The sequence below is a fragment of the Formosa sp. S-31 genome (genome assembly GCF_051172795.1).
In the GTDB taxonomy this organism is placed as follows: Bacteria; Bacteroidota; Bacteroidia; order Flavobacteriales; family Flavobacteriaceae; genus Formosa.
In genome coordinates this window covers 627858-649204 of sequence record NZ_JAENDK010000002.1, presented here as the reverse complement: position 1 = coordinate 649204, position 21347 = coordinate 627858, and the positions used below count along the sequence as shown (strand labels likewise).

The 21347-nt window shown below is 37.7% G+C and carries 19 protein-coding genes; 14 read left to right on the top strand and 5 right to left on the bottom strand.

From position 1 onward, the window contains the following. Positions 1-18: 18 nt before the first annotated feature. The 3 genes from I3217_RS03170 to meaB all read right to left on the bottom strand — a co-directional run bounded on the left by I3217_RS03170 (position 19) and on the right by meaB (position 3297). The gene (locus I3217_RS03170; protein ID WP_435048280.1) at positions 19-486 is read right to left on the bottom strand and encodes a type II secretion system protein GspG; all 468 of its coding nucleotides are present in this window, start codon (positions 484-486) and stop codon (positions 19-21) included. 35 nt (positions 487-521) lie between these two features. After that, positions 522-2111, bottom strand: coding sequence for an aspartate:alanine exchanger family transporter (locus I3217_RS03165; RefSeq protein ID WP_435048279.1), 1590 nt, complete (start codon positions 2109-2111; stop codon positions 522-524). Positions 2112-2283: 172 nt separating this feature from the next. Further along, positions 2284-3297 carry a methylmalonyl Co-A mutase-associated GTPase MeaB gene (gene meaB / locus I3217_RS03160; protein WP_435048278.1) on the bottom strand — a complete coding sequence of 338 codons (1014 nt, stop codon included), beginning with the start codon at positions 3295-3297 and terminating at the stop codon, positions 2284-2286. 230 nt (positions 3298-3527) lie between these two features. On the opposite strand from meaB, the gene I3217_RS03155 reads away from it, so the two are divergent. After that, positions 3528-5111: a trehalase family glycosidase gene (locus tag I3217_RS03155; RefSeq protein ID WP_435048277.1), complete on the top strand. Its 1584-nt coding sequence runs from the start codon at positions 3528-3530 to the stop codon at positions 5109-5111. A gap of 139 nt (positions 5112-5250) precedes the next feature. After that, on the top strand, positions 5251-6249 hold the full coding sequence (locus tag I3217_RS03150; RefSeq protein WP_435048276.1) for an LLM class flavin-dependent oxidoreductase: 999 nt from the start codon (positions 5251-5253) through the stop codon (positions 6247-6249). A 51-nt stretch (positions 6250-6300) separates the two neighbouring features. Here I3217_RS03150 and I3217_RS03145 read toward each other — a convergent pair whose 3' ends face one another. Next, entirely contained in the window at positions 6301-6834 is a 534-nt protein-coding gene (locus I3217_RS03145; protein WP_435048275.1) for a YSC84-related protein, read from the bottom strand. Positions 6835-7007: 173 nt separating this feature from the next. On the opposite strand from I3217_RS03145, the gene I3217_RS03140 reads away from it, so the two are divergent. From I3217_RS03140 to I3217_RS03125, 4 genes are all read left to right on the top strand, one after another. Further along, on the top strand, positions 7008-7697 hold the full coding sequence (locus I3217_RS03140; protein ID WP_435048274.1) for a TapB family protein: 690 nt from the start codon (positions 7008-7010) through the stop codon (positions 7695-7697). Positions 7698-7825: 128 nt separating this feature from the next. Continuing rightward, on the top strand, positions 7826-9106 hold the full coding sequence (locus tag I3217_RS03135; protein WP_435048273.1) for an MFS transporter: 1281 nt from the start codon (positions 7826-7828) through the stop codon (positions 9104-9106). Positions 9107-9212: 106 nt separating this feature from the next. Continuing rightward, positions 9213-11408, top strand: a complete 2196-nt coding sequence (locus I3217_RS03130; protein ID WP_435048272.1) for a B12-binding domain-containing radical SAM protein — start codon at positions 9213-9215, stop codon at positions 11406-11408. 281 nt (positions 11409-11689) lie between these two features. After that, positions 11690-12637 carry an NAD(P)H-dependent flavin oxidoreductase gene (locus tag I3217_RS03125; protein ID WP_435048271.1) on the top strand — a complete coding sequence of 316 codons (948 nt, stop codon included), beginning with the start codon at positions 11690-11692 and terminating at the stop codon, positions 12635-12637. On the opposite strand, the gene I3217_RS03120 is transcribed toward I3217_RS03125, so the two are convergent. Further along, the gene (locus tag I3217_RS03120; protein ID WP_435048270.1) at positions 12634-13221 is read right to left on the bottom strand and encodes a GNAT family N-acetyltransferase; all 588 of its coding nucleotides are present in this window, start codon (positions 13219-13221) and stop codon (positions 12634-12636) included. The genes I3217_RS03125 and I3217_RS03120 overlap by 4 nt on opposite strands. 64 nt (positions 13222-13285) lie before the next feature. Here I3217_RS03120 and I3217_RS03115 point away from each other — a divergent pair, with 64 nt between their 5' ends. The 8 genes from I3217_RS03115 to I3217_RS03080 all read left to right on the top strand — a co-directional run bounded on the left by I3217_RS03115 (position 13286) and on the right by I3217_RS03080 (position 21253). Then, positions 13286-13711, top strand: coding sequence for a PaaI family thioesterase (locus I3217_RS03115; protein ID WP_435048269.1), 426 nt, complete (start codon positions 13286-13288; stop codon positions 13709-13711). Further along, entirely contained in the window at positions 13712-14827 is a 1116-nt protein-coding gene (locus tag I3217_RS03110; protein WP_435048268.1) for a chorismate-binding protein, read from the top strand. It begins immediately after the preceding gene. Between the two features lie 122 nt (positions 14828-14949). Further along, positions 14950-16293, top strand: a complete 1344-nt coding sequence (locus tag I3217_RS03105) for a TolC family protein (protein WP_435048267.1) — start codon at positions 14950-14952, stop codon at positions 16291-16293. Positions 16294-16297: 4 nt separating this feature from the next. After that, positions 16298-17503 (top strand): efflux RND transporter periplasmic adaptor subunit, encoded by a 1206-nt coding sequence (locus tag I3217_RS03100; protein WP_435048266.1) that lies wholly within the window; start codon positions 16298-16300, stop codon positions 17501-17503. A 6-nt stretch (positions 17504-17509) separates the two neighbouring features. After that, positions 17510-18250, top strand: coding sequence for an ABC transporter ATP-binding protein (locus tag I3217_RS03095; protein ID WP_435048265.1), 741 nt, complete (start codon positions 17510-17512; stop codon positions 18248-18250). A gap of 1 nt (position 18251) precedes the next feature. After that, positions 18252-19469 carry an ABC transporter permease gene (locus tag I3217_RS03090; protein ID WP_435048264.1) on the top strand — a complete coding sequence of 406 codons (1218 nt, stop codon included), beginning with the start codon at positions 18252-18254 and terminating at the stop codon, positions 19467-19469. A 1-nt stretch (position 19470) separates the two neighbouring features. Next, a complete protein-coding gene (locus tag I3217_RS03085; RefSeq protein ID WP_435048263.1) occupies positions 19471-20514 on the top strand; it encodes a sensor histidine kinase in 1044 nt (347 codons plus the stop codon). After that, a complete protein-coding gene (locus tag I3217_RS03080) occupies positions 20507-21253 on the top strand; it encodes a LytR/AlgR family response regulator transcription factor (RefSeq protein WP_435048262.1) in 747 nt (248 codons plus the stop codon). The genes I3217_RS03085 and I3217_RS03080 overlap by 8 nt, the downstream gene beginning before the upstream one ends. Positions 21254-21347 lie beyond the last annotated feature (94 nt).

Genomic DNA, 21347 nt, shown 5'->3' with positions numbered 1-21347 from the left:
GCAATGGAGTTTGATGAATTACTCTGATGTGATATCATCTTTAGTCCCAAATTTTGCGTCGTGACCAGCAGAAATGATTAAAAAATCTTTACGATCTTTAGTCACTGTAAATTTATAGGGGTGATTCCAGAAATCTTTTCTCCAAGCTTGTCTGTTTGGGTTATTTCCAATCAATTCATTAAGGTCATTTGGATATTTTCCAAGCGTGTTAAACCATTTGTTCATTTGCCGACTAATTTCAGCCATTTCAGTTTTGGTTTTTTCTGGATAAATGTGGGTGTTTTGATATTTGAAAAAGAAATACATACATATATTTCCGAGCACAAAAACTGTAATTAGCAGTAATGAACTAGGTAGTAAAATATATTTTTGAAAGGGTCTTTTATTTCCGTCGGCTTTTTCTTTTTCGTTTATTCGTTTTCGATGTTTATAGTCCTGTCGATAAAGTCCAAATTCAGCTAAGAGAGATAGTATCAATTCAATCATCCATAAGAATTTGGTTTAAAAGTATAAACCAGAGACTAGAACAACAAACCTAATATCTGGGCACAGATAATTAAAAGTACCATGGCTATTGGATAAACCGTAGCATAGGCTACTGAAGGAGCATCGGTGCTGGTCATGGTATCTACAGCGGCCAGACCTGGTGTGCTGGTCATAGAGCCCGTAAGGGTGCCTAATAGGGTTAAGGTGTTTATTTTAAAGAACATTTTTGCCACGATAGCAGCGATAAGCATTGGTAAAAAGGTAATTAATGCCCCGATTAAAAATAATTTAATACCGTATTGCGAATAGGTTTCCACCAATGTTGCTCCAGCTTTGGTTCCTACCACAGCGAGAAACAGCATCAGTCCGAATTGGCGTAGTAGCTGGTTTGAATTACCACTCATAACCCAAAGAATATTGCCGGATTTACCAATGCGGCCTAAAATCATGGCGACAATCAGTACACCTCCGGTTAACCCTAAGTTAAAACTAAAGGAATCCCCAAAGGAAATAGAGATACCTCCTACAAGAATACCAATAACGATTCCCAGTGTTAAGGGGAAGAAATTAGTATCGGATAATTTACTTTTATTATCTCCAATAAGATTAGAGATTTGAGAAACGCAGTCTTTTTCGCTCGAAATCATTAATTTATCACCTATCTGTAGTCTTAATGTGGAATTAGGAGATAAATCAATACCACTACGTCTTATACGTGTAATGGTAGCATTAAAATTGTCCTTTAAATTCAGTTCGCCCAGAGATTTGTTAACCAGTTCAGTACGGGTCATTAAATACGATTGTACAACATATTCTTTTCCTAAGGCAATTTCAACATCACTTTTAGGGCCTATAAGCATTTCTACACGTCTCAAGGCTTCATCTGTGCCTACCACGCGTATATAATCATCTTTATGCAGTACGGTTTCCTTTTTGGGGATAAAGGCTTCTCCTTTATGCATAACGCGGGAAATAACACCTTTGGTCATAGAGCGTACACGTAACTCCTCAATAGTTTTGTTTATTGCGCCTTCATTTTCAACCTGAAAATTACATCTCGAAATGGTGTCGTAATGGCCATGTATCTGTTCTTCATAATCAGTTTCTTCTTTTTTTAAGTTAATGCGAAGTAACTTAGGGTAGAGTTTTACAAATAAAATAACACCAATAACCCCAAAAGGATAAGCGATACCATAACCAATAGAGGCTAAAGGCGAATGTGTAACATCTATCGCTGTTGCTAATCCAGGCGTACTGGTTAAGGCTCCCGCCATAAGGCCAATGGCAATGGATTTATCGATATCGAGAAATGTAATGGATAAAAAGGTGATTAATGCGGCCGAAATAATAACGAGTCCGGCAAGAGTTACCAGGTTTTTACCATTCGATTTAAAGGAGTCGAAAAAGCCAGGACCCGCTTGCAACCCTATAGTATATATAAACAAAATAAGACCTATTTTCTGGAGAATATCCGGAAGCTGCACACCAAAGTGACCAAAGAGTAAGGCGACAAAAATAATAGCCGAAACATCTAAGGAGATACCTTTTATTTTAATGCTTCCAATAATGAAACCGATACAAATAATAACAAATAGCGCTAAATACGTGGCGTGTAAAAAATCCATACGTTTTGTTTTATATTAAGATATAAAAATAAGATTTAATAAAACGCAGATAGATGATTTTTGTCATTTATTAAGCGTGCGAAATGCCAGTATTTACAATACTTCGGTTTAATTAAAATGAAAACGTTTTAGGTTGAAAAAAAAATTAATCTGTTTTAATAGATGTTAAATTTTACGAATGAAAAACGGTATTTTTGAAGCGTTCCAGTATGTCCTGAGCAGCCTGAACTGGTGAAATTTCAGACGAAATAATTTGTTGTTCAAGTTTAGGAAGTTGTTCTGAAATGGATTTGGAACCATAAAACAGGTGTTTTATTTCTTCGTTTATGGTATCGTACATCCAGTTTATTTTTTGTCGGTTTCGATTAGTCTCAAAATACTGATTTTCGTTTACCAGCAGTTTGTATTTAGAAATTTCTTCCCAGACCACATCCATACCTATATTTTGTGTTGAAGAGGCCGTAGTAACCACCGGACTCCAGCCAGAAGCAGATTCCGGAAAAATATGCAATGCATTCTGATATTGAATTCTGGCCCGCTCACTTTGACGAATATTGTCGCCATCGGCCTTGTTGATAACCACCATATCTGCCATTTCCATAATACCTTTTTTAATTCCCTGCAATTCATCGCCTGCACCGGCAAGCATGAGTAACAGGAAAAAGTCCGTCATGCCGTGAACGGCAGTTTCCGACTGACCCACCCCAACAGTTTCAATCAGGATTACATCGTAGCCGGCAGCTTCACACAACAACATGCTTTCTGCAGTTTTATTGGCTACGCCTCCAAGCGTATCTCCCGAAGCCGAAGGTCTGATATAAGCCTGCTCCATGCCACTAAGGTCTTCCATTCGCGTTTTGTCTCCTAGTATACTCCCTTTCGAACGCTGACTACTGGGGTCTATAGATAATATGGCAACTCTGTGGCCCTGGTCTATTAAATATTTACCAAAAGCTTCTATAAAAGTACTTTTGCCAACACCTGGAACTCCGGTTATACCAATGCGGATAGATTTTCCGGAGTGAGGCAGAATGTGCTGAATAATGGCTTTAGCCAATACTTTATCACTTTCTAAATTACTTTCTATAATGGTTATGGCACGCGATAAAATAACGCGATCGCCTTGCAATACTCCGTCGATATAGTTTTGTGCCGAAAGGCGGTTTTTAGGTTTGTAGTTTTTCATGGTAATTTTGTCAAATGCTTCCGTGTTATACAGAATTGCGCAGAAACTTGTACTTTAATATGTGTTGGCGTTTCATCACAAATATAAAAAGTACATCAAATTAATAACATGACAAAAATCCTAATTTGGATGTTTGAAAATGACTAATAGATTTTAAGCTTTCAATTTCGTTACCTTTTAAAGGAATTGGATGCGTAAAAAGTAGTATTTTATTGGAAATCTTTATCGCTATGAAATATTGCTTTTTACTCGTTTTTTTCCTATTATTTTGTTGCAAACAGGAAGTACAGAAACATGTTTTAGAACCTGTTATTACAGAAAATTACAAAAGCCCAGATGAATTATTAGGGAATTTGTTTCAAGAGGTTCAGTTAGCAGCGGTTTTTAAAGACAGTAAAACTTTTGTGGATTGCGAGGCTACAGTGGCTTACGATTCCATAGTAAAGGCCTATCAGTATTTTAAAAATCAATCTGATTTTAACCTTAAGGATTTTGTTTCCAGCTATTTTGTGTTGCCACAATCTGATTTCAAAGCATTTTCAAGCGATACCAGTTTGTCTGCTGCAGCACATATTAATACACTATGGCCGGTGTTAACTCATCCGGGTAAAACTATCAATCCGTATAATTCTCTGTTGGAATTACCTTATGCATATGTGGTTCCGGGAGGGCGGTTTCGCGAGGTGTATTACTGGGATTCTTTTTTTACGATGCTGGGGCTGGTGGAGAATGAAAATTTCGAACTGGTGGAAGCGATGCTTGATAACTTTGCATATCTGATTAAAACCACAGGGCATATTCCTAACGGGAATCGCAGTTATTATTTGTCCAGATCTCAGCCTCCTTTTTTTGCACAGATGATTGAGTTGCTAGTACAATATAAAGGAGCTTCGGTTTATCAAAAATATAAAGAAGCTTTAAGAACCGAATATGAATTCTGGATGCGTTGCGATACTATATATACAGCTTCGGAACATGTAGTAAAAACAAATTATGGAAAAATGAACCGGTATTATGATGCTTTAAATAGTCCGCGGCAGGAATCATATAAGGAAGATTTCGAGTTAGCTGAAATACATAAAAACGATACTTTACTTTGTCGTCAGCTTAGGGCTGGGGCAGAGTCGGGCTGGGATTACAGTTCGCGTTGGTTTTCAGATACACAGAGCTTGGAAACTATAGAAACTTTAAATATTATTCCGGTAGACTTAAACGCTTTGATGTATGGCATGGAAGGGGTTTTAATAAGGTGTTACACCAATTCAGATCCTGAATTCACCGAACGATTGAAAGAAAGTCGCAACCAGCGCATGGCATTTTTAAATGAACTTAGTTATAATAAGACATTGGGTGTTTTTGAAGATTATAACTGGAAAACAAAGGAACAAACGGGGCGACTATCACTCGCCATGGTATATCCTTTATATTTTAAAATGGCATCGGAAATACAGGCAGAGCAGACTGCGAGATATCTTGAAAACTATTTTTTAAAAGCTGGTGGTCTGGTCAGCACAAATGTGTATTCGGGGCAACAATGGGACGCTCCCAATGGCTGGGCGCCTTTGCAGTACCTGGCTGTAGTTGGTCTTGAAAATTATGGCTATAACAAGTTAGCCGATACCATTATGACACGATGGGCTAACCTGAATGATAAAGTGTACGCTACTACAGGAAAGTTTATGGAAAAGTATAATGTAGAAGATTTGAGTCTGGAAGCGGGGGGAGGAGAATATGACCTTCAGGATGGTTTTGGATGGACTAATGGGGTGTATCTGGCATTTAAACGAAAACTGGAAAATAATACAGAACATTAAGATGTTAAAACAAATTTAGGGTGTTTGTGTATTTCAGGATTGTTTTGGAGAAATCTTAAACCTTTGTTATAATTTTTTTCAGTCCTTACAATAATGCGATTTTTGTTGCTTCTGATTTTATTTCGAAAACCAATAACAAATGAATGCATTACAACATATAAAATTTTCTGTGTTAGATCTTGTTCCTGTTCTTGAAGGTAAAAGTCATAAGCAGGCTATGCACAATGCCTTAGATTTGGCGCGTCATGTGGAAGCCTTAGGGTATCATCGGTTCTGGATTTCTGAACATCATAATATGGATAGTCTGGTAAGTTCTGCCACAGTAGTTTTGCTTGGCTATATCGCAGAAGGAACCTCTAAGATTCGAGTAGGGTCTGGAGGAATTATGCTACCGAATCACGCACCTTTAGTGGTGGCCGAACAGTTTGGAACTTTAGCCACCTTGTATCCGGATAGGATAGATCTGGGTTTAGGACGTGCACCTGGAACCGACCAGTTGACTGCTATGGCACTTCGACGGGACAGGCAGGAACATGTTCAGGATTTCCCAAATAATATTACCGAGTTACAATGCTATTTTTCAAAATCTAATGCCGGAGCTGCAGTACGGGCTATCCCTGGTGAAGGTTTGGATGTGCCTATCTATTTATTAGGTTCCAGTACATTTAGTGCGCAGCTGGCGGCGGAAAAAGGGTTGCCTTATGCGTTTGCGAGTCATTTTGCTCCGACGCATTTGTTTAATGCCATGCATATTTATAATAACCAGTTTCAGCCATCATCCAATACTAGCTCACCTTATGCAATGGCCTGTGTAAATGTTATTGCCGCAGATACAGATGAAGCGGCTCAGGTTTTAGCTACGAGTTTATATCAGTTGGCTATAGGAATAATTACAGATAGCAGACGACCTTTACAGCCACCGATATCCAGTATGGATGGGGTATGGACACAGCCACAGAAGGAATTAATTAATAATATGCTGCATTATACCTTTATCGGGTCTGAAGCTACGATACGAGAACAGTTACATACTTTTGTAAGTCAAACCCGGGTTCAGGAATTAATAGTCGTATCGCATATTTACGATCCGGAAGCCAGAAAGAGGTCTTACGAGATTGTAAGTGCGTGTTTTCAATAAACAAAAAAAGACCAGGAATTCTGGTCTTTTTTTATATCTAATAATTGAGGATTAAAACGGTTTGTAGGAGAACTTTTGGCCGCCTACAGAGGCTTCAGCCATAAGGCCGCCTTTACTGTGCGTAAACACGGCTACACCATCTTTATATTTGGCATCCAGACTTTCTCCTGATTTTAATACGGTGGCAGAAACTCCGGCATCGAACTGGAATTTACTCTCTTTAAACTTGTCAACTTCTTCTTTGGTTTCAAAGAAAATAACTTCTATTAAAGCTTGTCCTCCGGCCTGTAGACCAACATTTAATTCTTTTACGCTGGCCATACCTTTCTTTTTACCATATTCATACAGCACTCCGTTACCCGAGGCACCACCTACGATAAATCCTCCTTTTCCCACATTTGGGAAAACAACACAGCCTGCCGACTTATCGAAATACTCCCTCAGTCCTGGATTAACTTCAAGAAGTGTTGCAACAGCTTTATCAGCATCATCAATTATTTTTTTGTCTTTACTCGATTGAGCAGAAAGGGAAAGTGATAAATTTCCTACGAGTAATAGAAGCAATAAGATTTTAACATGTTTCATAATAATAGCGATTAAATAATTTCTATCTAAAATATTGAATATTTTTATAACCCCTTTAAAATGAGAGATATTTTATTCTTTGTAAGAGGTGGTTTTAAAATATATTCTATATTTTCATAGTAGGTTTTATTTAGTAAATGAATCCTAATAAATAATCAGTAAATTTTTTAATTATGAAAAAAGCAATTAAAGGTGCTATGGTTATAGCATTTATGACTTTAGGTTTAACCATGAAAGCTCAATCCTGTAGTAATTATTACCCGATGAAAAAGGGAACAACGTATGAGCTAAAGCGCTATGACAAGAAGGATAAACTGGAATCGGTTAAATTTTATGAAATAGTGGCATCAAGTGGTAGCTCAGCAACGATTCATACCATAGTTACAAATAAAGACAATGAAGAAATTATTAATGCGGAGTATGAAATGATTTGTGAAGGCGATAAAGTAAGTATTGATATGAATAAGGTTCTAAGCGAAACCTTAACTTCGTCTTTAGCGAAATCAGGATCAGAGGCCAGCGCAGAAGTTCGCGGGACAAGTCTTGTTATTCCCAATAATCTGGAAGTAGGCCAGACTTTACCAGATTCTGATATCGATATGGATATAGAGGCGGGATCTATTAATTTAAATTTCAGTATTAAAAATTTAGAAAAGAAAGTAGTAGCTAAAGAGAGTGTTACCGTACCAGCCGGTACTTTCGATTGCGTAGTAATCGAGCAACATACAGAAACTAAAATGATGATTACTAAAAAGGGAACGGTAAAAATGTGGCTGGCCAAAGGTGTTGGTGTAGTAAAACAGGAAGATTATGATAAAAAAGGGAATCTTAATGGTTATGAAGTTTTAACCAAATTTGAGTAAACTTTTTTAAGTTTCAAAATATAAAAAATCCGGATTTTGAGTATTAAATTCTAATCCGGATTTTTTCTTTCTAAGAAACGAGATGAATTAATAATATGTATTTTCGGTAGTGTAATCGTGTTTGTGTTATGAGGCTGTCCACATTCAATTCTTTTAAAAGCAGAAATTTCAGATTGTTTTTCATGGGGCAATCTATTTCTCTATTGGGAACCTGGATGCAGAAAACAGCAGTAAGTTGGGTAATCTATAGCATAACTCAGTCCAAGTTTATGCTTGGAGTTTCAGTATTTGCAACGCTATTTCCAACGGCTATAATTTCGCTTTATGGGGGTATAATAGCCGATCGTTATAATAGGCATAAGGTATTATTAGTTACCCAAATAGTTTCTCTAATTCAAGCTGTTTTATTAACCTTTTCAGTAATTTATTTTAATAATCATGTTGTTTGGATAATTATAATTTTAAGTGCTGTTTTGGGGGCTATTAATGGATTTGATGTTCCGGTAAGACAATCTTTAGTGCGAGAAATGGTTAATGATAAAGCCGATTTACCAAATGCACTGGCATTAAATTCTTCTATGGTGAATTTGTCTAAGCTTATAGGACCGGCAGTGGCAGGGTTTGTATTGGAGTCTTTTGGTAATCAGGTGTGTTTTGGTTTAAATGCATTAAGTTTTGTACCGGTAATTTTATCTCTATTGGCTATGAAATTAGCAAATCAGGAGACTAAAATAGTCAAAGAAAAAAGCGTAAAACGTGAATTTATAGACGGTTTGTCGTATATCAAGAAAACACCCGAAATATATTCTATTATGGTTTTTGTAAGTTTAATGAGCTTTTTTGCTTTGCCTTACACTACACTTACTCCTGCCTTTGCAAAAGATGTTTTTCAGGGCTCGGCAGCTACCTTAGGAATTATTGATGGCGTTATCGGTTTTGGAGCATTTTTAGGAGCATTATTCTTGGCATCACTAAAACAAGGCACAAATTTAACTAAAGTTTTAGCTATTAATTCTTTAATTTTTGGACTTGGATTAATTCTGTTTTCAAGGACAGAACATCTTTTAGGGGCTTTAATTTTTATAGCTGTTAGTGCATTTGGAATGATGTCTATTCGCACTATAACCAATACCATTATTCAGGTTAATGCGCCAAATAAATTTAGGGGGCGTATTATTAGTGTTTTTGTAATGGCTTTAACAGGTTTATTGCCATTGGGTAGTCTGGCAATAGGGGCAATATCTCATTATATTGGCGTACAGACAACAGTATGTGTTCAGGGTATTATCGCAATAATTATCGCCATAGTTTACGGTAAATATTTGAAGAAGCAAAAGTTAAAACGTAAAGCCCTTACGATTTTAGAGCAACAGCCGGAACAAGGATTAGGTATTAAGTGGAGGAGGTAAATAATACGCCTTGTTTTTAACAAGTATAAGCGATTTAAATTTTTATTGTCACAAAAATTAGCAGTTTACAAATAGACTATCTTTGTCTAAATTTTTTAGCTATATTTTGAAAGATATTTTACTTATAACACCGCCTTTTACGCAATTAAATACACCGTATCCGGCCACAGCTTATTTAAAAGGTTTTTTAAATACCAGAGGTATGTCTTCCAGTCAGATGGATTTGGGGATTGATGTTATTTTAGAGTTGTTTTCAAAAAAGGCCTGTAAGATGTTGTTCGATTCAGCTTTCCAAAATGATGCGATTGTTAGTGAAAATGCGCGGCGGATTTATGCTTTACGAACCGAATATTTAAAGTGTATAGAGCCGGTAATTCAGTTTTTACAAGGCAAAAATCCAACACTGGCCAGACAAATCTGTTATTTAAATTATTTACCACGAGCCTCCAGATTTAATAACCTGGATGATTTAAGCTGGGCTTTTGGGAGTATGGGCATGCAGGACCAGGCGAAACATCTGGCGACCTTATTTCTGGAAGATTTATCCGATTTTATAATTGAATGTATCGATGAGAATTTCGGATTCAGTCGCTATGCAGAGCGTCTGGGCTTAAGTGCCCATAGTTTCGATGAGATTTATGAGGCACTACAGGATGACTTATCTATTATTGATGATATAAGCTTACAGATTTTAGAAGCCAGAGTGGAGGAGGTTCAGCCTAAACTGGTGTGTTTTTCTGTTCCTTTTCCAGGAAATTTGTTCAGTGCGTTTCGCTGTGCCCAGTTTATAAAATCAGAATACCCGGAAATTAAGGTTGCTATGGGAGGCGGATTTCCGAATACCGAATTAAGGGATTTAAAAGATGCCAGAGTGTTTGAGTTTTTCGATTTTATTACTCTGGATGATGGCGAATTACCTATAGAATTGTTACATGAATTTGTAAATAGTAATGCTTCGCTTGAGACATTTGAATTAAAGCGCACCCTGGTATTGGAATCCGGAGCGGTTTGTTATAAAAATAACAGTACCCGCACAGATTATAAGCAAAATGAACTGGGTACACCAGACTATTCCGATTTACCGCTGGAGGATTATATTTCGGTAATAGAAATAGCTAATCCTATGCATAGTTTATGGAGTGATGGGCGCTGGAATAAACTGACTATGGCACATGGTTGCTACTGGGGAAAATGTACGTTCTGTGATATTTCTTTAGATTATATAAAAATTTACGAACCGGTAACTGCCAGACTTCTGGTAGATCGAATGGAGGCTCTGATTGCCCAAACCGGAGAAAGCGGGTTTCATTTTGTAGATGAGGCCGCTCCGCCTTCTTTAATGAAGGCTTTGGCACTGGAAATTTTAAAACGGGAATTAACTGTTACCTGGTGGGCAAACATTCGATTTGAGAAGAATTTTACCAGAGATTTGTGTGTCTTACTTCAGGCTTCCGGCTGTATTGCGGTTTCTGGAGGGCTGGAAGTGGCTTCCGATAGGTTATTGCAACTTATAGATAAAGGCGTAACGGTAGCGCAGGTGGCTCAGGTTACTCGTAATTTTACAGAAAGTAATATTATGGTCCATTCGTATTTAATGTATGGTTATCCAACGCAGACTGTACAGGAAACTGTTGATAGTCTGGAAATGGTGCGGCAGTTATTCGAGGCGGGAATTATTCAATCCGGGTTCTGGCATCAGTTTGCCCTAACGGCACATAGTCCTATTGGATTAAATCCTTCTGATTATGGTGTGATTCCACAGGTAAACCCGATTACTTTTGCCAATAATGATGTGGTATTTACAGATAAAACAGGAATAGACCATTCTAAATTTAGTCAGGGGTTGAAATCATCGTTGTTTAATTATATGCATGGTCTGGGGTTTGAATTTGCCTTACAGGACTGGTTCGATTTTAAAATTCCTAAAACTACTATAGCTCCCGATTTTATTAATGCTAGTCTGGAAACGGAACTGAATTTTACTATAAAATCTAATGCAAAAGTGGTTTGGTTGGGAACTCGTCCATTAGTTGAGGTCAGCTCAAAAACAAAACGCGGACAAACACGAGAGACTGTAAAATTAACATTTCAGGATAAAACCGATGGGTTTCAATTAAGTCTGGAAAACGCTCATGGCAAATGGTTAACGGATTGGTTAGAACAATTGGAACCGGTACATGACAAAGTAAGCACACTGGGTGTTATAAAAACCGATTTTGAAACACATTTTGAAGATTTTGAACTATTCTGGTTTTCTAAACCATTACAACTTCTAAAGACTAAGGGATTGCTGGTGCTTTAAACCCAAGTTATGCATTAGCTAATCTATTATGTATTCAAATTGCTTTAAAACAAACGCTGCACTAGTATTTTACTAAATCACCGTAGCGGTGATTTGCCTCAATCGTAAAATGCTTCGTTTTTTTGCACTTAGAACACTCATTACGACTTTCTAATACATAATTCGGGTTAAACAGTTTCAGTTATTTTAGGTATTTGCTTTTAAGCGTAGGAATTGCGACAATAGTTATGCGTGCATAGTAAAAATGAAGTATATTTGGTAGAAACCAAGTTAAAAACACCATGCAAACTAATCTAACGGAATTATTACGAATTAAACATCCTATAATTATGGCGCCTATGTTTTTGGTGTCTAATGTAAGTATGGTGAAAGAAGCAATGGCTTGTGGTATTTCGGGCTGTATTCCAGCCTTAAATTACAGAACGATTGCTGAGTTGAAAGCCGCTATAACAGAATTAAAAGACGCTAAGAAAGAGGGCGGCGCTTTCGGGTTTAATTTGATTGTCAATAAATCGAATCCGAAGTTTAAGGAGCAGTTGGATGCGCTATGTGAATTAGGTTGCGATTTTATCATAACCTCTTTAGGAAGTCCGGAGGAAACTATTAAAAGCGCACATGCTTCAGGTATAAAGGTGTTTTGTGATGTCACCGATTTAAAGTATGCCAAAAAAGTGGAACGTCTTGGTGCCGATGCCTTAATCGCCGTAAACAATCAGGCGGGAGGTCATCGCGGAGAACTGACCCCGGAAAGGCTAATCGGAGAAATTACTTCACATTGTAAAATTCCTGTGATTTCTGCCGGGGGCGTGGGAACGAAAGCTGATTTAGAGTATATGTTGCAGCTGGGCGCTGTTGGTGTTTCTATAGGTAGCCCTTTTATAGCTTCAGAAGAAGCTCAGGTAACTAAAGAATATAAACAGGCTTGTGTGGATTACGGCGCTCAGGATATAGTAATGACCGAACGGATATCCGGCACACCCTGTACAGTAATTAATACACCGTATGTACAACAGATAGGGACGAGGCAGCCCTGGTACGAACGTGTTTTAAATAAGAATAAACGCTTAAAAAAATGGGTGAAAATGCTGCGCTTTTCCATAGGCATGAGAGCTACCGAAAAGGCCGCTAAACAGGCTACTTATAAAACCGTTTGGGTTGCAGGCCCAAGCATTCAACATACACATGCTATTATGCCAGTAAAAACAATTATAGAACGGTTTATAAATTAATGAGATTCTAATTCAAAATCTTTAAAAACCGTGCGTTTTAAAACATCCCATTCGTCTTTAAGTATCCCGTAGCAGCAGGTATTTCGTTTAAAACCATCTAATAAATACACATTTTTGCGAAGTGTACCTTCAAGTAAAGCGCCTAGATTTTCAACGGCTTTTCTGGATTTTAAATTCCGCTCGTCTATTTTAAATTCAACCTTTTCAAAGTTCATAACCTCAAATGCATAATGGAGCATTAAAAATTTCATTTGCTTGTTTAATCCGGTGCCATGAAATTCATAACCCAACCAGGTAGAGCCTATATCTAAAACCTTGTGTTTTACATTGATGTTCATAAAACGGGTGCAACCGGCATAAGCTTTTTCTTTTTTGTCGTAAACAACAAAAGGAATGCACGTACGATGATAATAACCGTCTACAGCCGTTTGCACGTATTCCCTGAATGTTTCAGGTGTTGCAATATCCGTCGGTGAATATTGTACTAAATCTTTTTGATTGGCAATATTCTGAAGATGGGTGTAATTACTCAAATCTAATAATGACAATCTTACGCGAGAATTTTCTAAATGATTAATGTTCATAGCTGCATTAAAATTATCTGCCCGTGGTTTTGTACTTTTGTTCTTCTAAAAATAGACTTTTTATATGAAATTATCTAGAGAAGCGGTGCTAAAACAAGCTAATGAGGCATGTAAAAATACCTTGATGGAAACCTTAGAGATTGAAGTGGTAGATTTTGGGGATGATTTTTTAGTGGCGCGCATGCCTGTAACTTCTAAAGTACATCAGCCTGATGGGGTTTTGCATGGTGGAGCAACGGCAGCTTTAGCGGAAAGTGTGGGGAGTTTTGCGAGCCATATTTTTATAGATACAGAGACCTTTTTTGTTCGCGGGATTGAAATTTCTGCAAATCATTTAAAAAGTATCAGGTCTGGTTTTGTGTATGCCAAAGCTACCTTTTTGCATAAAGGCAGAACGACGCAGTTACTGGACATTAAAGTAACCGATGAGGATAATAATTTAATTTCCATTTGTAAACTGTCTACTATAGCTTTACCTAAAACCAAGTAAATGCAGGAGGATATTTTCAGGTATATAAAGCAACAGTATACAAAAGATTTACCTTTTGTAATTTACAGAAAACCTCAAACCAATATAGTTAAGGCGGTGTGTCAGAATGATGACAATCTAAATGTGTCGACGTCACTTTCTGAATCCGGATTTGTATTTGCTCCTTTTGATGATGAAGGAGAAACGATTATTTTTCCTTTGAAGGATTCAGAAGCACTAAAGGAAGAAGTATCTTTCTTACCCGAAACAGAGGATAAGCAAACTCCCGATACGATGTCTTCGGAAGCGGAACGTCAGCATATTAGTCTTGTTGAAAAAGGGGTGGCAGAGATTAAGTCTGGTACTTTTCAAAAAGTGGTACTGTCACGCCGAGAAACAGTGGAATTACCAGATTTTGATTTTGTTCGTGTATTTAAGCGTTTACTGGCACGATACACTTCGGCTTTTGTGTATTGCTGGTATCATCCAAAAGTTGGTTTATGGTTAGGAGCAACCCCGGAAACCTTATTGAAAATTGATGGCCAACGCTTGGTAACCATGTCTCTGGCAGGAACTCAGAAATACGAAGGCAGTATGGATGTTACATGGGGAGAAAAGGAACTGCAGGAACAACAGTTTGTTACCGATTTTATAACAGAGCAACTGGAAGATAAGGTATTGGCTGTTGCTGCGTCACCCGTACGAACAGTAAAAGCAGGTCCTTTAGTACATCTTCAAACGCAAATTTCAGCGCGTTTAAAACCAGAAAGTAATCTGTCTGCAATCGTTAAAGCCTTGCATCCTACACCTGCGGTTTGCGGATTACCTAAAGACAAGGCTAAAGTGTTTATTCTTCAGTCTGAACACTACAATCGTAGTTTTTATACCGGATTTTTAGGCGAACTTCATTTTAAGGACAAACAGACACGAAATACCAACAGACGTAATGTTGAGAATAATGTGTATGGTACAGTAAAAACCGTAAGCCATTTATTTGTGAATTTACGATGCATGCAGGTAGAAGGTAATTCGGTTCAGGTTTACGTTGGTGGCGGAATAACAAAAGACTCTAATCCTAAAGCCGAGTTTTTGGAAACCGTCCATAAAGCCGAAACTATGAAAAAAGTACTTTTTTAAGAAAAATTCCATCGAATAGAATACCGGTTTCGTCGAGTCAATACCCCTGAACTTCTATTTCCTGCTTATAAGTCTGTAGTTTATTTCAATTTTGATGTGTGAATTAATAACACATATCAATAATGAAATTATATTTTTCAATACTTGCCCTTCTTAGTTTTGTATTTGCAAGTGCACAAGAACTGGATAGTATTCCTGAGGTTGCTTCACAAAAAAAAGTATGGACTCTGGAGGAATGTTTAGAGTATGCGGTACTAAATAATATCACGATTAAAGATGCCCAGTATTCTAAAGAAACTTCAGATGTTACTTACAAACAGTCTAAAGATAACCGATTACCAAATTTAAGTGGGAGTGCCTCTCAGAGTTTTACTAACGGGCAATCCATCGACCCGATTACAAGTGCTTTCGTAAATCAGCAGATTCATTCTACAAGTATGGGGTTGAATACTTCGGTAACCTTGTTTCAGGGAAATCAGCTCAACAATCAGATTCAGCAAAACAAATTACTTGTCGATCAGAACTCATTGTATGTAGAGGAAGCTAAAAACAATATTATTTTAAGTGTAACCGAAGCGTATTTACAGGCCTTATATGCGAAAGAAGGGATAATAGTTGCTGAAAAAAATCTGGAAGCATCTACCTCGGAAGCAGAAACGGCTAAAGCCCGATTCGATGCCGGAAGTATCGCCATGCAGGATTATACCGATGCTGTGTCTCAGGAAGCGACTAATAAGTATAATTTAATTTCGGCTAAAAATTCGTATGCACAGCAGGTCATAGTTATAAAACAGTTACTTGAATTGACACCAACAGATACATTTGATGTGGTGTCTCCAGATACTGATAATTACACAACGCCAATTATTCCAAATAAATTGGAAATTTATAACGCCGCTTTAGGGTATTTACCGGAATATAAAGCTGCTGAATTAGGAACCGAGGTTTCTGAAAAGGAACTGGATATTGCCAAAGGGGCTTATTTGCCAACTTTGTCTTTATCCGGAAGTCTGGGGTCGGGTTATACCAGTGTACAGGATTTAAACTTTAACGATCAGATTAACGGAAACTTTAATCAACGTGTCGGGGTGACTTTAACCATTCCTATTTTCAATAGAAATCAAACGAAGGCATCGGTACAAAAGGCACAAATAGCTATCGATCAATCCGAAATTCAGGAGCAAACGGTTAGAAAGGAAATCTATCAAAAAATAGAAACCGCTTATCAGAATGCCGTGGCTACTCAGGAGCAGTTGGTTGCTGCAGAAGCTTCGAGTTCAGCAGCTGCAGAGTCTTATAAATTAGCGCAGAAAAAGTACGAATTGGGGGCTTTAAGTGCTACCGATTTGGTGATAAGTCAGAATACGTATACAAATGCGCAGCAAAATTATTTGCAGGCGAAATACTTAAATCTTTTATACACTCAGTTATTAGAATTCTATCAAGGAAACGACATTAAAATTTAATCCGATGAAAAACAAAAAAGCAAAAATAATCACCTTAGTTATTGTATTACTGGGCGTTGCAGGAATGGCCTATTGGTTATACGGAGGCACAGAAGCAGCCACGGTAACTGTAGAAACCTTAACAGCTAAAAAAGGAGAAGTTACCAAGATGGTAACAGCAACAGGTACGGTGCAACCTTTAACTTCGGTAGATGTAGGTACTCAGGTTTCCGGTGAAGTAGAGAAAATATATGTTGATTATAACAGTGTGGTTAAAAAAGGACAACTTATCGCCGAACTGGATAAAACGAATTTAATGGCGGCTTTATCTCAGGCCAGAGCGAGTTATAACAGTGCCTTAAACGAAAAGAACTATTTGCAGACAATATTCGATCGCCAGAAAACATTACACGACAACCGTGTAATTAGTCAGGCCGATTATGACGAGGCTTTGTATAATTTAAATAATGCTAAAAATACGGTCACTCAGCGTTTATCCGATTTGCAGCAGGCGCAAACCAATTTAAGTTATGCTGCAATTTACTCGCCTATAGATGGTGTGGTATTATCCAAAGAAATTGACGAAGGGCAAACGGTTGCCGCTAGTTTTGAAACGCCAACCTTATTTACTATTGCCAAAGATTTAAAAGAGATGCAGGTAGAAGCCAGTGTTGATGAGGCCGATATAGGAGAAGTTAATGAAGGACAGCGTGTAACCTTTACAGTAGATGCATATCAGGGACAGGATTTTGAAGGTGAAATTACTCAGGTACGATTAAATCCTACCGAAGAATCTAATGTTATTACGTATACTGTGGTTATTAAAGCGGATAACCCGGAACTAAAATTAAAACCAGGCTTAACCGCAACAGTTTACATCTATACTCTGGAATTAAAGGATATTTTAACTATAGAAGCCAAGGCTGCGAATTTTCATCCTGAAATGGGAGCTATAATGGCTTACGAAAAGCAGGAAGGTTTAGAGTTTCCTCCGGTTAAAGTGCCAGAGAAACAGCCTCAGGAAACTGTAGTCTGGGTAATAAAGAATAAACATATTACGCCAAAAGCTGTGGTTTTAGGACAAAGCGATGGCGTAAATGTAGAAGTAAAACAAGGTTTAACCGAGGGCGAAGAACTGGTTTACAATATCGAGGCTTTAGCGGGGCCTGTAGGAGCTCCGGGTAGTAATGAGAGTCCGTTTATGCCAAAACCCCCAGGGAAGAAAAAATAATCAGACATGAAAAAGACGATTATTAAAATAGAGGATCTGAAGCGTGATTTTAAAATGGGAGATGAAATTGTGCATGCTTTAAAAGGCATTTCGTTTGATATTCACGAAGGGGAGTTTGTCACCATTATGGGGTCCAGTGGATCCGGGAAAAGTACTATGCTAAACATTTTGGGGTGTCTGGATCAACCATCATCAGGAACCTATGAAATTGATAATGTTGGTGTGAAATCCTTATCCAGAAATGAGTTGGCTAAAATCAGAAATGAAAAGATCGGATTTATTTTTCAGTCCTATAATTTATTACCGCGAACCTCTGCCATTGAAAATGCCGAATTACCTTTAGTGTATAACAATAAAGTAAGCACTCAGGAACGCCATGAGCGCGCAGTAAAAGCATTGGAATTGGTAGGTTTGGGCGGACGATTAGATCATACTCCGGCGCAACTTTCCGGTGGACAACAACAGCGGGTAGCGATTGCCAGAGCCTTAATTAACGACCCCGTAGTGATACTTGCCGATGAAGCGACAGGAAATCTGGATACGCGCACATCGTATGAAATTATGGCCTTGTTCCAGGAATTGAACCGAAAGGGAAAGACCATAGTTTTTGTAACGCACGAACCCGATATTGCCGAGTTCAGCAGCAGAACAATAGTACTTAAAGACGGTCATATTATAAAAGATGACTATAACAGCAATGTGCAAAATGCAGCCGAAGCATTAGCGGCCTTGCCAAAAGAAGATTAATATGAGACTTTTAAACTTACTAAAAACAGCATGGAAGGCTATTTTACTGAATAAGGTAAGAACATTGCTAACCATGTTAGGTATTATTATTGGTGTGGCTTCTGTAATAGCTATGCTGGCTATTGGTGAAGGTTCTAAGGAAAGTATCCGGACTCAGATTTCCAGTATGGGATCTAATATGATAAACATACGTCCGGGTGCCGATATGCGTGGCGGAGTTCGTCTCGATCCCAGCGAAATGCAATCTTTAAAACTGGCTGATTATAAGGCTTTAAAATCAGAAGCGAATTTATTGTCTAATGTATCTCCTCAGGTTTCCGGTGGCGGACAGGCTATTAACGGGGCAAAAAACTGGCCGACTTCAATTTATGGAGTAGCACCAAGTTTTACCGAAATTAAAAAGTTCGAAATAGAGGATGGAAGTATGTTTACTGAAGCGGAAGTGAACTCTTCGGCTAAGGTTGCTGTAATCGGGCAAACCATCGTAGAAAATTTATTTCCTAATGATAACCCGATAGGGAAAATGATTCGTTTCGATTCTACGCCTTTTAAAGTGATAGGGGTATTGAGTGAGAAAGGAGAGAATACCTTCGGTCAGGATCAGGACGATGTAATTCTGGCGCCTTATACGGCTGTTCAGAAGCGTATTCTGGCTATCGATTATATTCAGACTATAGTGGCTTCCGCAGTAAGTGAAGAACAGGCAGAAGCCGCTGTAGAGCAGGTTTCCGATATTTTAAGACGTCAGCATAATATTGGAGTAAACGGTGATGATGATTTTAATGTGTTTTCCATGGACGAACTGATATCTACCTTTAGTTCTACAAGCGAAATGTTAACCGTGTTACTGGTAGCAATAGCAAGTATTTCTTTGTTAATTGGAGGTATTGGTATTATGAATATTATGTATGTTTCGGTAAAAGAGCGTACGCGCGAAATTGGTTTACGTATGGCTGTTGGTGGTATGGGAAGCGATATTTTAATGCAGTTTCTAATCGAAGCCATTTTAATAAGTATTACCGGAGGTATAATAGGTGTTTCTTTAGGGCTTTTAGCTACTGTATTTATAGAAAATGTCTTACATTGGCCTACAAGTGTAACAAGTTATTCTATAGTGATTTCCTTTGCCGTTTGTGCTGTAACCGGTATTTTCTTCGGATGGTATCCGGCCAGGAAAGCAGCGGCTTTAGATCCGATAACCGCATTGCGATACGAGTAAGATGAATATAAATATCAAAAATAAATACATTACCATCTTTTTCCACATGCTGGTCTGGGTGGTATTGTTTAGTTTTCCGTATTTACTGTCAGCCTCGGGGCAGAATCAGGTGTTAACAGGAGTAATAGCGCATTCCTGGATACCTTTGTTTATGTACGCCGTTTTATTTTATCTGAATTATTTCTTGCTGATAGAAGGTTTGTTTTTTAAGAAGAAAGTGGTCCTGTATGCTATTTTAAATCTGGGCCTTATAGCCTTGTGTATATGGGTTAGAGAATGGGCTAATAGTATGTTTTTTCAGGAGGTATTTCCTAAGATGTCTAATAAAGACGTACCGCCGAAGACGTTGTTTATTTATGTACAGATTTTGTCTTTTGTAATTCCTGTGATTTTTGCGCTGGGATTAAAAATTACAGAACGCTATTTAAAAACCGAGTCCGAACGTAAGGAAGCCGAAAACAAAAAACTGAAATCAGAGTTACAGCATTTAAAGTATCAGTTACAACCGCATTTCTTTTTTAATTCCTTAAATAATATTTATTCGCTGGTAGATATATCGCCGGAGCAGGCCAAAACAACAATTCACAGTCTTAGTAAATTAATGCGGTATCTGTTGTATGAAACTAATACAGAGGAAGTAAATTTAGGAGATGAAATTCAGTTTATGGAAAAATATATTGAACTGATGAAATTACGCCTAACGGATAAAACTACGGTAGAATACCAATTTCCGAAAGTATCCAACACGATTAAAGTGGCACCTTTACTTTTTATTTCTCAGGTAGAAAATGCCTTTAAGCACGGGGTTTCGGCCAGTGCTCCAAGTCATATTGCTTTTAATATGGAAGTGAGCGAAAAAGCAGTTATCTTTGAAACACTAAACCCTGATTTTTCAAAATCGGATGCCGATAAAAGCGGATCGGGTATCGGCCTTCAAAATATAGAAAAGCGTCTCCAATTATTATATCCGGAGCAGCATGAGTTTGAATACGGACTTACCGATGCAGGGTTTAAAACCAGACTTAAAATAATTACTAATGGATAAGTTGGTCTTAAAATGTGTGATTGTAGATGACGAACCGATGGCGCTTAACCTGGTAGAAAGCTACGTAAAAAAAACACCATTTTTAGAACTGCTTAAAAAATGTAGTAGTGCATTAGAAGCTCTGGAATTTATAGGAGAACATCCTGTAGATCTTCTGTTTTTAGATATTCAGATGCCCGACCTTACAGGCTTGGAATTTTCCAGAATGCTAAATGGTAACACGAAAGTGATATTTACAACCGCCTTCGATCAATATGCTTTGGAGGGGTTTAAGGTTGAGGCCTTAGATTATTTATTAAAGCCTTTTGATTATGCCGAGTTTTTAAACGCAGCCAATAAGGCGAAAACCTGGTTTACCATGCTACGGCAAGGTAAAGGACAGTTAAAGGAGTCACAGGACGTATCAAGCGATAAAAAAGACTTTCTTTTTGTGAAATCGGAATATAAACAATTGCGTGTAAAACTTGCCGATGTCTTGTATTTTGAAGGTCTGAAGGATTATATAAAAATCTGGTTAAAAAACGAGCCCAAGCCCATACTTACCCTAATGAGCCTGAAAGCTCTGGAAGAAGAACTACCCGAGACCGATTTTATGCGTGTACATCGCTCGTTTATAGTATCGCTTAAAAATATAGATGTTATAGAACGCAGCCAGATTATAATCAATGACCAGCGCATCACAGTTTCCGAACAGTATAAAACCAGATTTCTGGAGTTTATCAATAATAATTCGTTGTAAAAGTCATTTTTATTTAGGAAGTGATTATTCGGAGTGTATTTTTTATTGATTTAAGTATTATATTTTTTCAAAAGTTTAATTATTAGATTGTTAA

Bases quoted from the DNA above. Each gene is read 5' to 3' on its own strand.
- I3217_RS03165 (WP_435048279.1), bottom strand. From the start codon at position 2,111: ATGGATTTTTTACACGCCACGTATTTAGCGCTATTTGTTATTATTTGT.
- I3217_RS03140 (WP_435048274.1), top strand. From the start codon at position 7,008: ATGAAAAAAGCAATTAAAGGTGCTATGGTTATAGCATTTATGACTTTA.
- I3217_RS03120 (WP_435048270.1), bottom strand. From the start codon at position 13,221: ATGAACATTAATCATTTAGAAAATTCTCGCGTAAGATTGTCATTATTA.
- I3217_RS03115 (WP_435048269.1), top strand. From the start codon at position 13,286: ATGAAATTATCTAGAGAAGCGGTGCTAAAACAAGCTAATGAGGCATGT.
- I3217_RS03100 (WP_435048266.1), top strand. From the start codon at position 16,298: ATGAAAAACAAAAAAGCAAAAATAATCACCTTAGTTATTGTATTACTG.
- I3217_RS03080 (WP_435048262.1), top strand. From the start codon at position 20,507: ATGGATAAGTTGGTCTTAAAATGTGTGATTGTAGATGACGAACCGATG.
- I3217_RS03135 (WP_435048273.1), top strand. From the start codon at position 7,826: ATGAGGCTGTCCACATTCAATTCTTTTAAAAGCAGAAATTTCAGATTG.
- I3217_RS03170 (WP_435048280.1), bottom strand. From the start codon at position 486: ATGATTGAATTGATACTATCTCTCTTAGCTGAATTTGGACTTTATCGA.
- I3217_RS03095 (WP_435048265.1), top strand. From the start codon at position 17,510: ATGAAAAAGACGATTATTAAAATAGAGGATCTGAAGCGTGATTTTAAA.
- I3217_RS03155 (WP_435048277.1), top strand. From the start codon at position 3,528: ATGAAATATTGCTTTTTACTCGTTTTTTTCCTATTATTTTGTTGCAAA.
- I3217_RS03090 (WP_435048264.1), top strand. From the start codon at position 18,252: ATGAGACTTTTAAACTTACTAAAAACAGCATGGAAGGCTATTTTACTG.
- I3217_RS03125 (WP_435048271.1), top strand. From the start codon at position 11,690: ATGCAAACTAATCTAACGGAATTATTACGAATTAAACATCCTATAATT.
- meaB (WP_435048278.1), bottom strand. From the start codon at position 3,297: ATGAAAAACTACAAACCTAAAAACCGCCTTTCGGCACAAAACTATATC.
- I3217_RS03105 (WP_435048267.1), top strand. From the start codon at position 14,950: ATGAAATTATATTTTTCAATACTTGCCCTTCTTAGTTTTGTATTTGCA.
- I3217_RS03110 (WP_435048268.1), top strand. From the start codon at position 13,712: ATGCAGGAGGATATTTTCAGGTATATAAAGCAACAGTATACAAAAGAT.
- I3217_RS03150 (WP_435048276.1), top strand. From the start codon at position 5,251: ATGAATGCATTACAACATATAAAATTTTCTGTGTTAGATCTTGTTCCT.
- I3217_RS03085 (WP_435048263.1), top strand. From the start codon at position 19,471: ATGAATATAAATATCAAAAATAAATACATTACCATCTTTTTCCACATG.
- I3217_RS03145 (WP_435048275.1), bottom strand. From the start codon at position 6,834: ATGAAACATGTTAAAATCTTATTGCTTCTATTACTCGTAGGAAATTTA.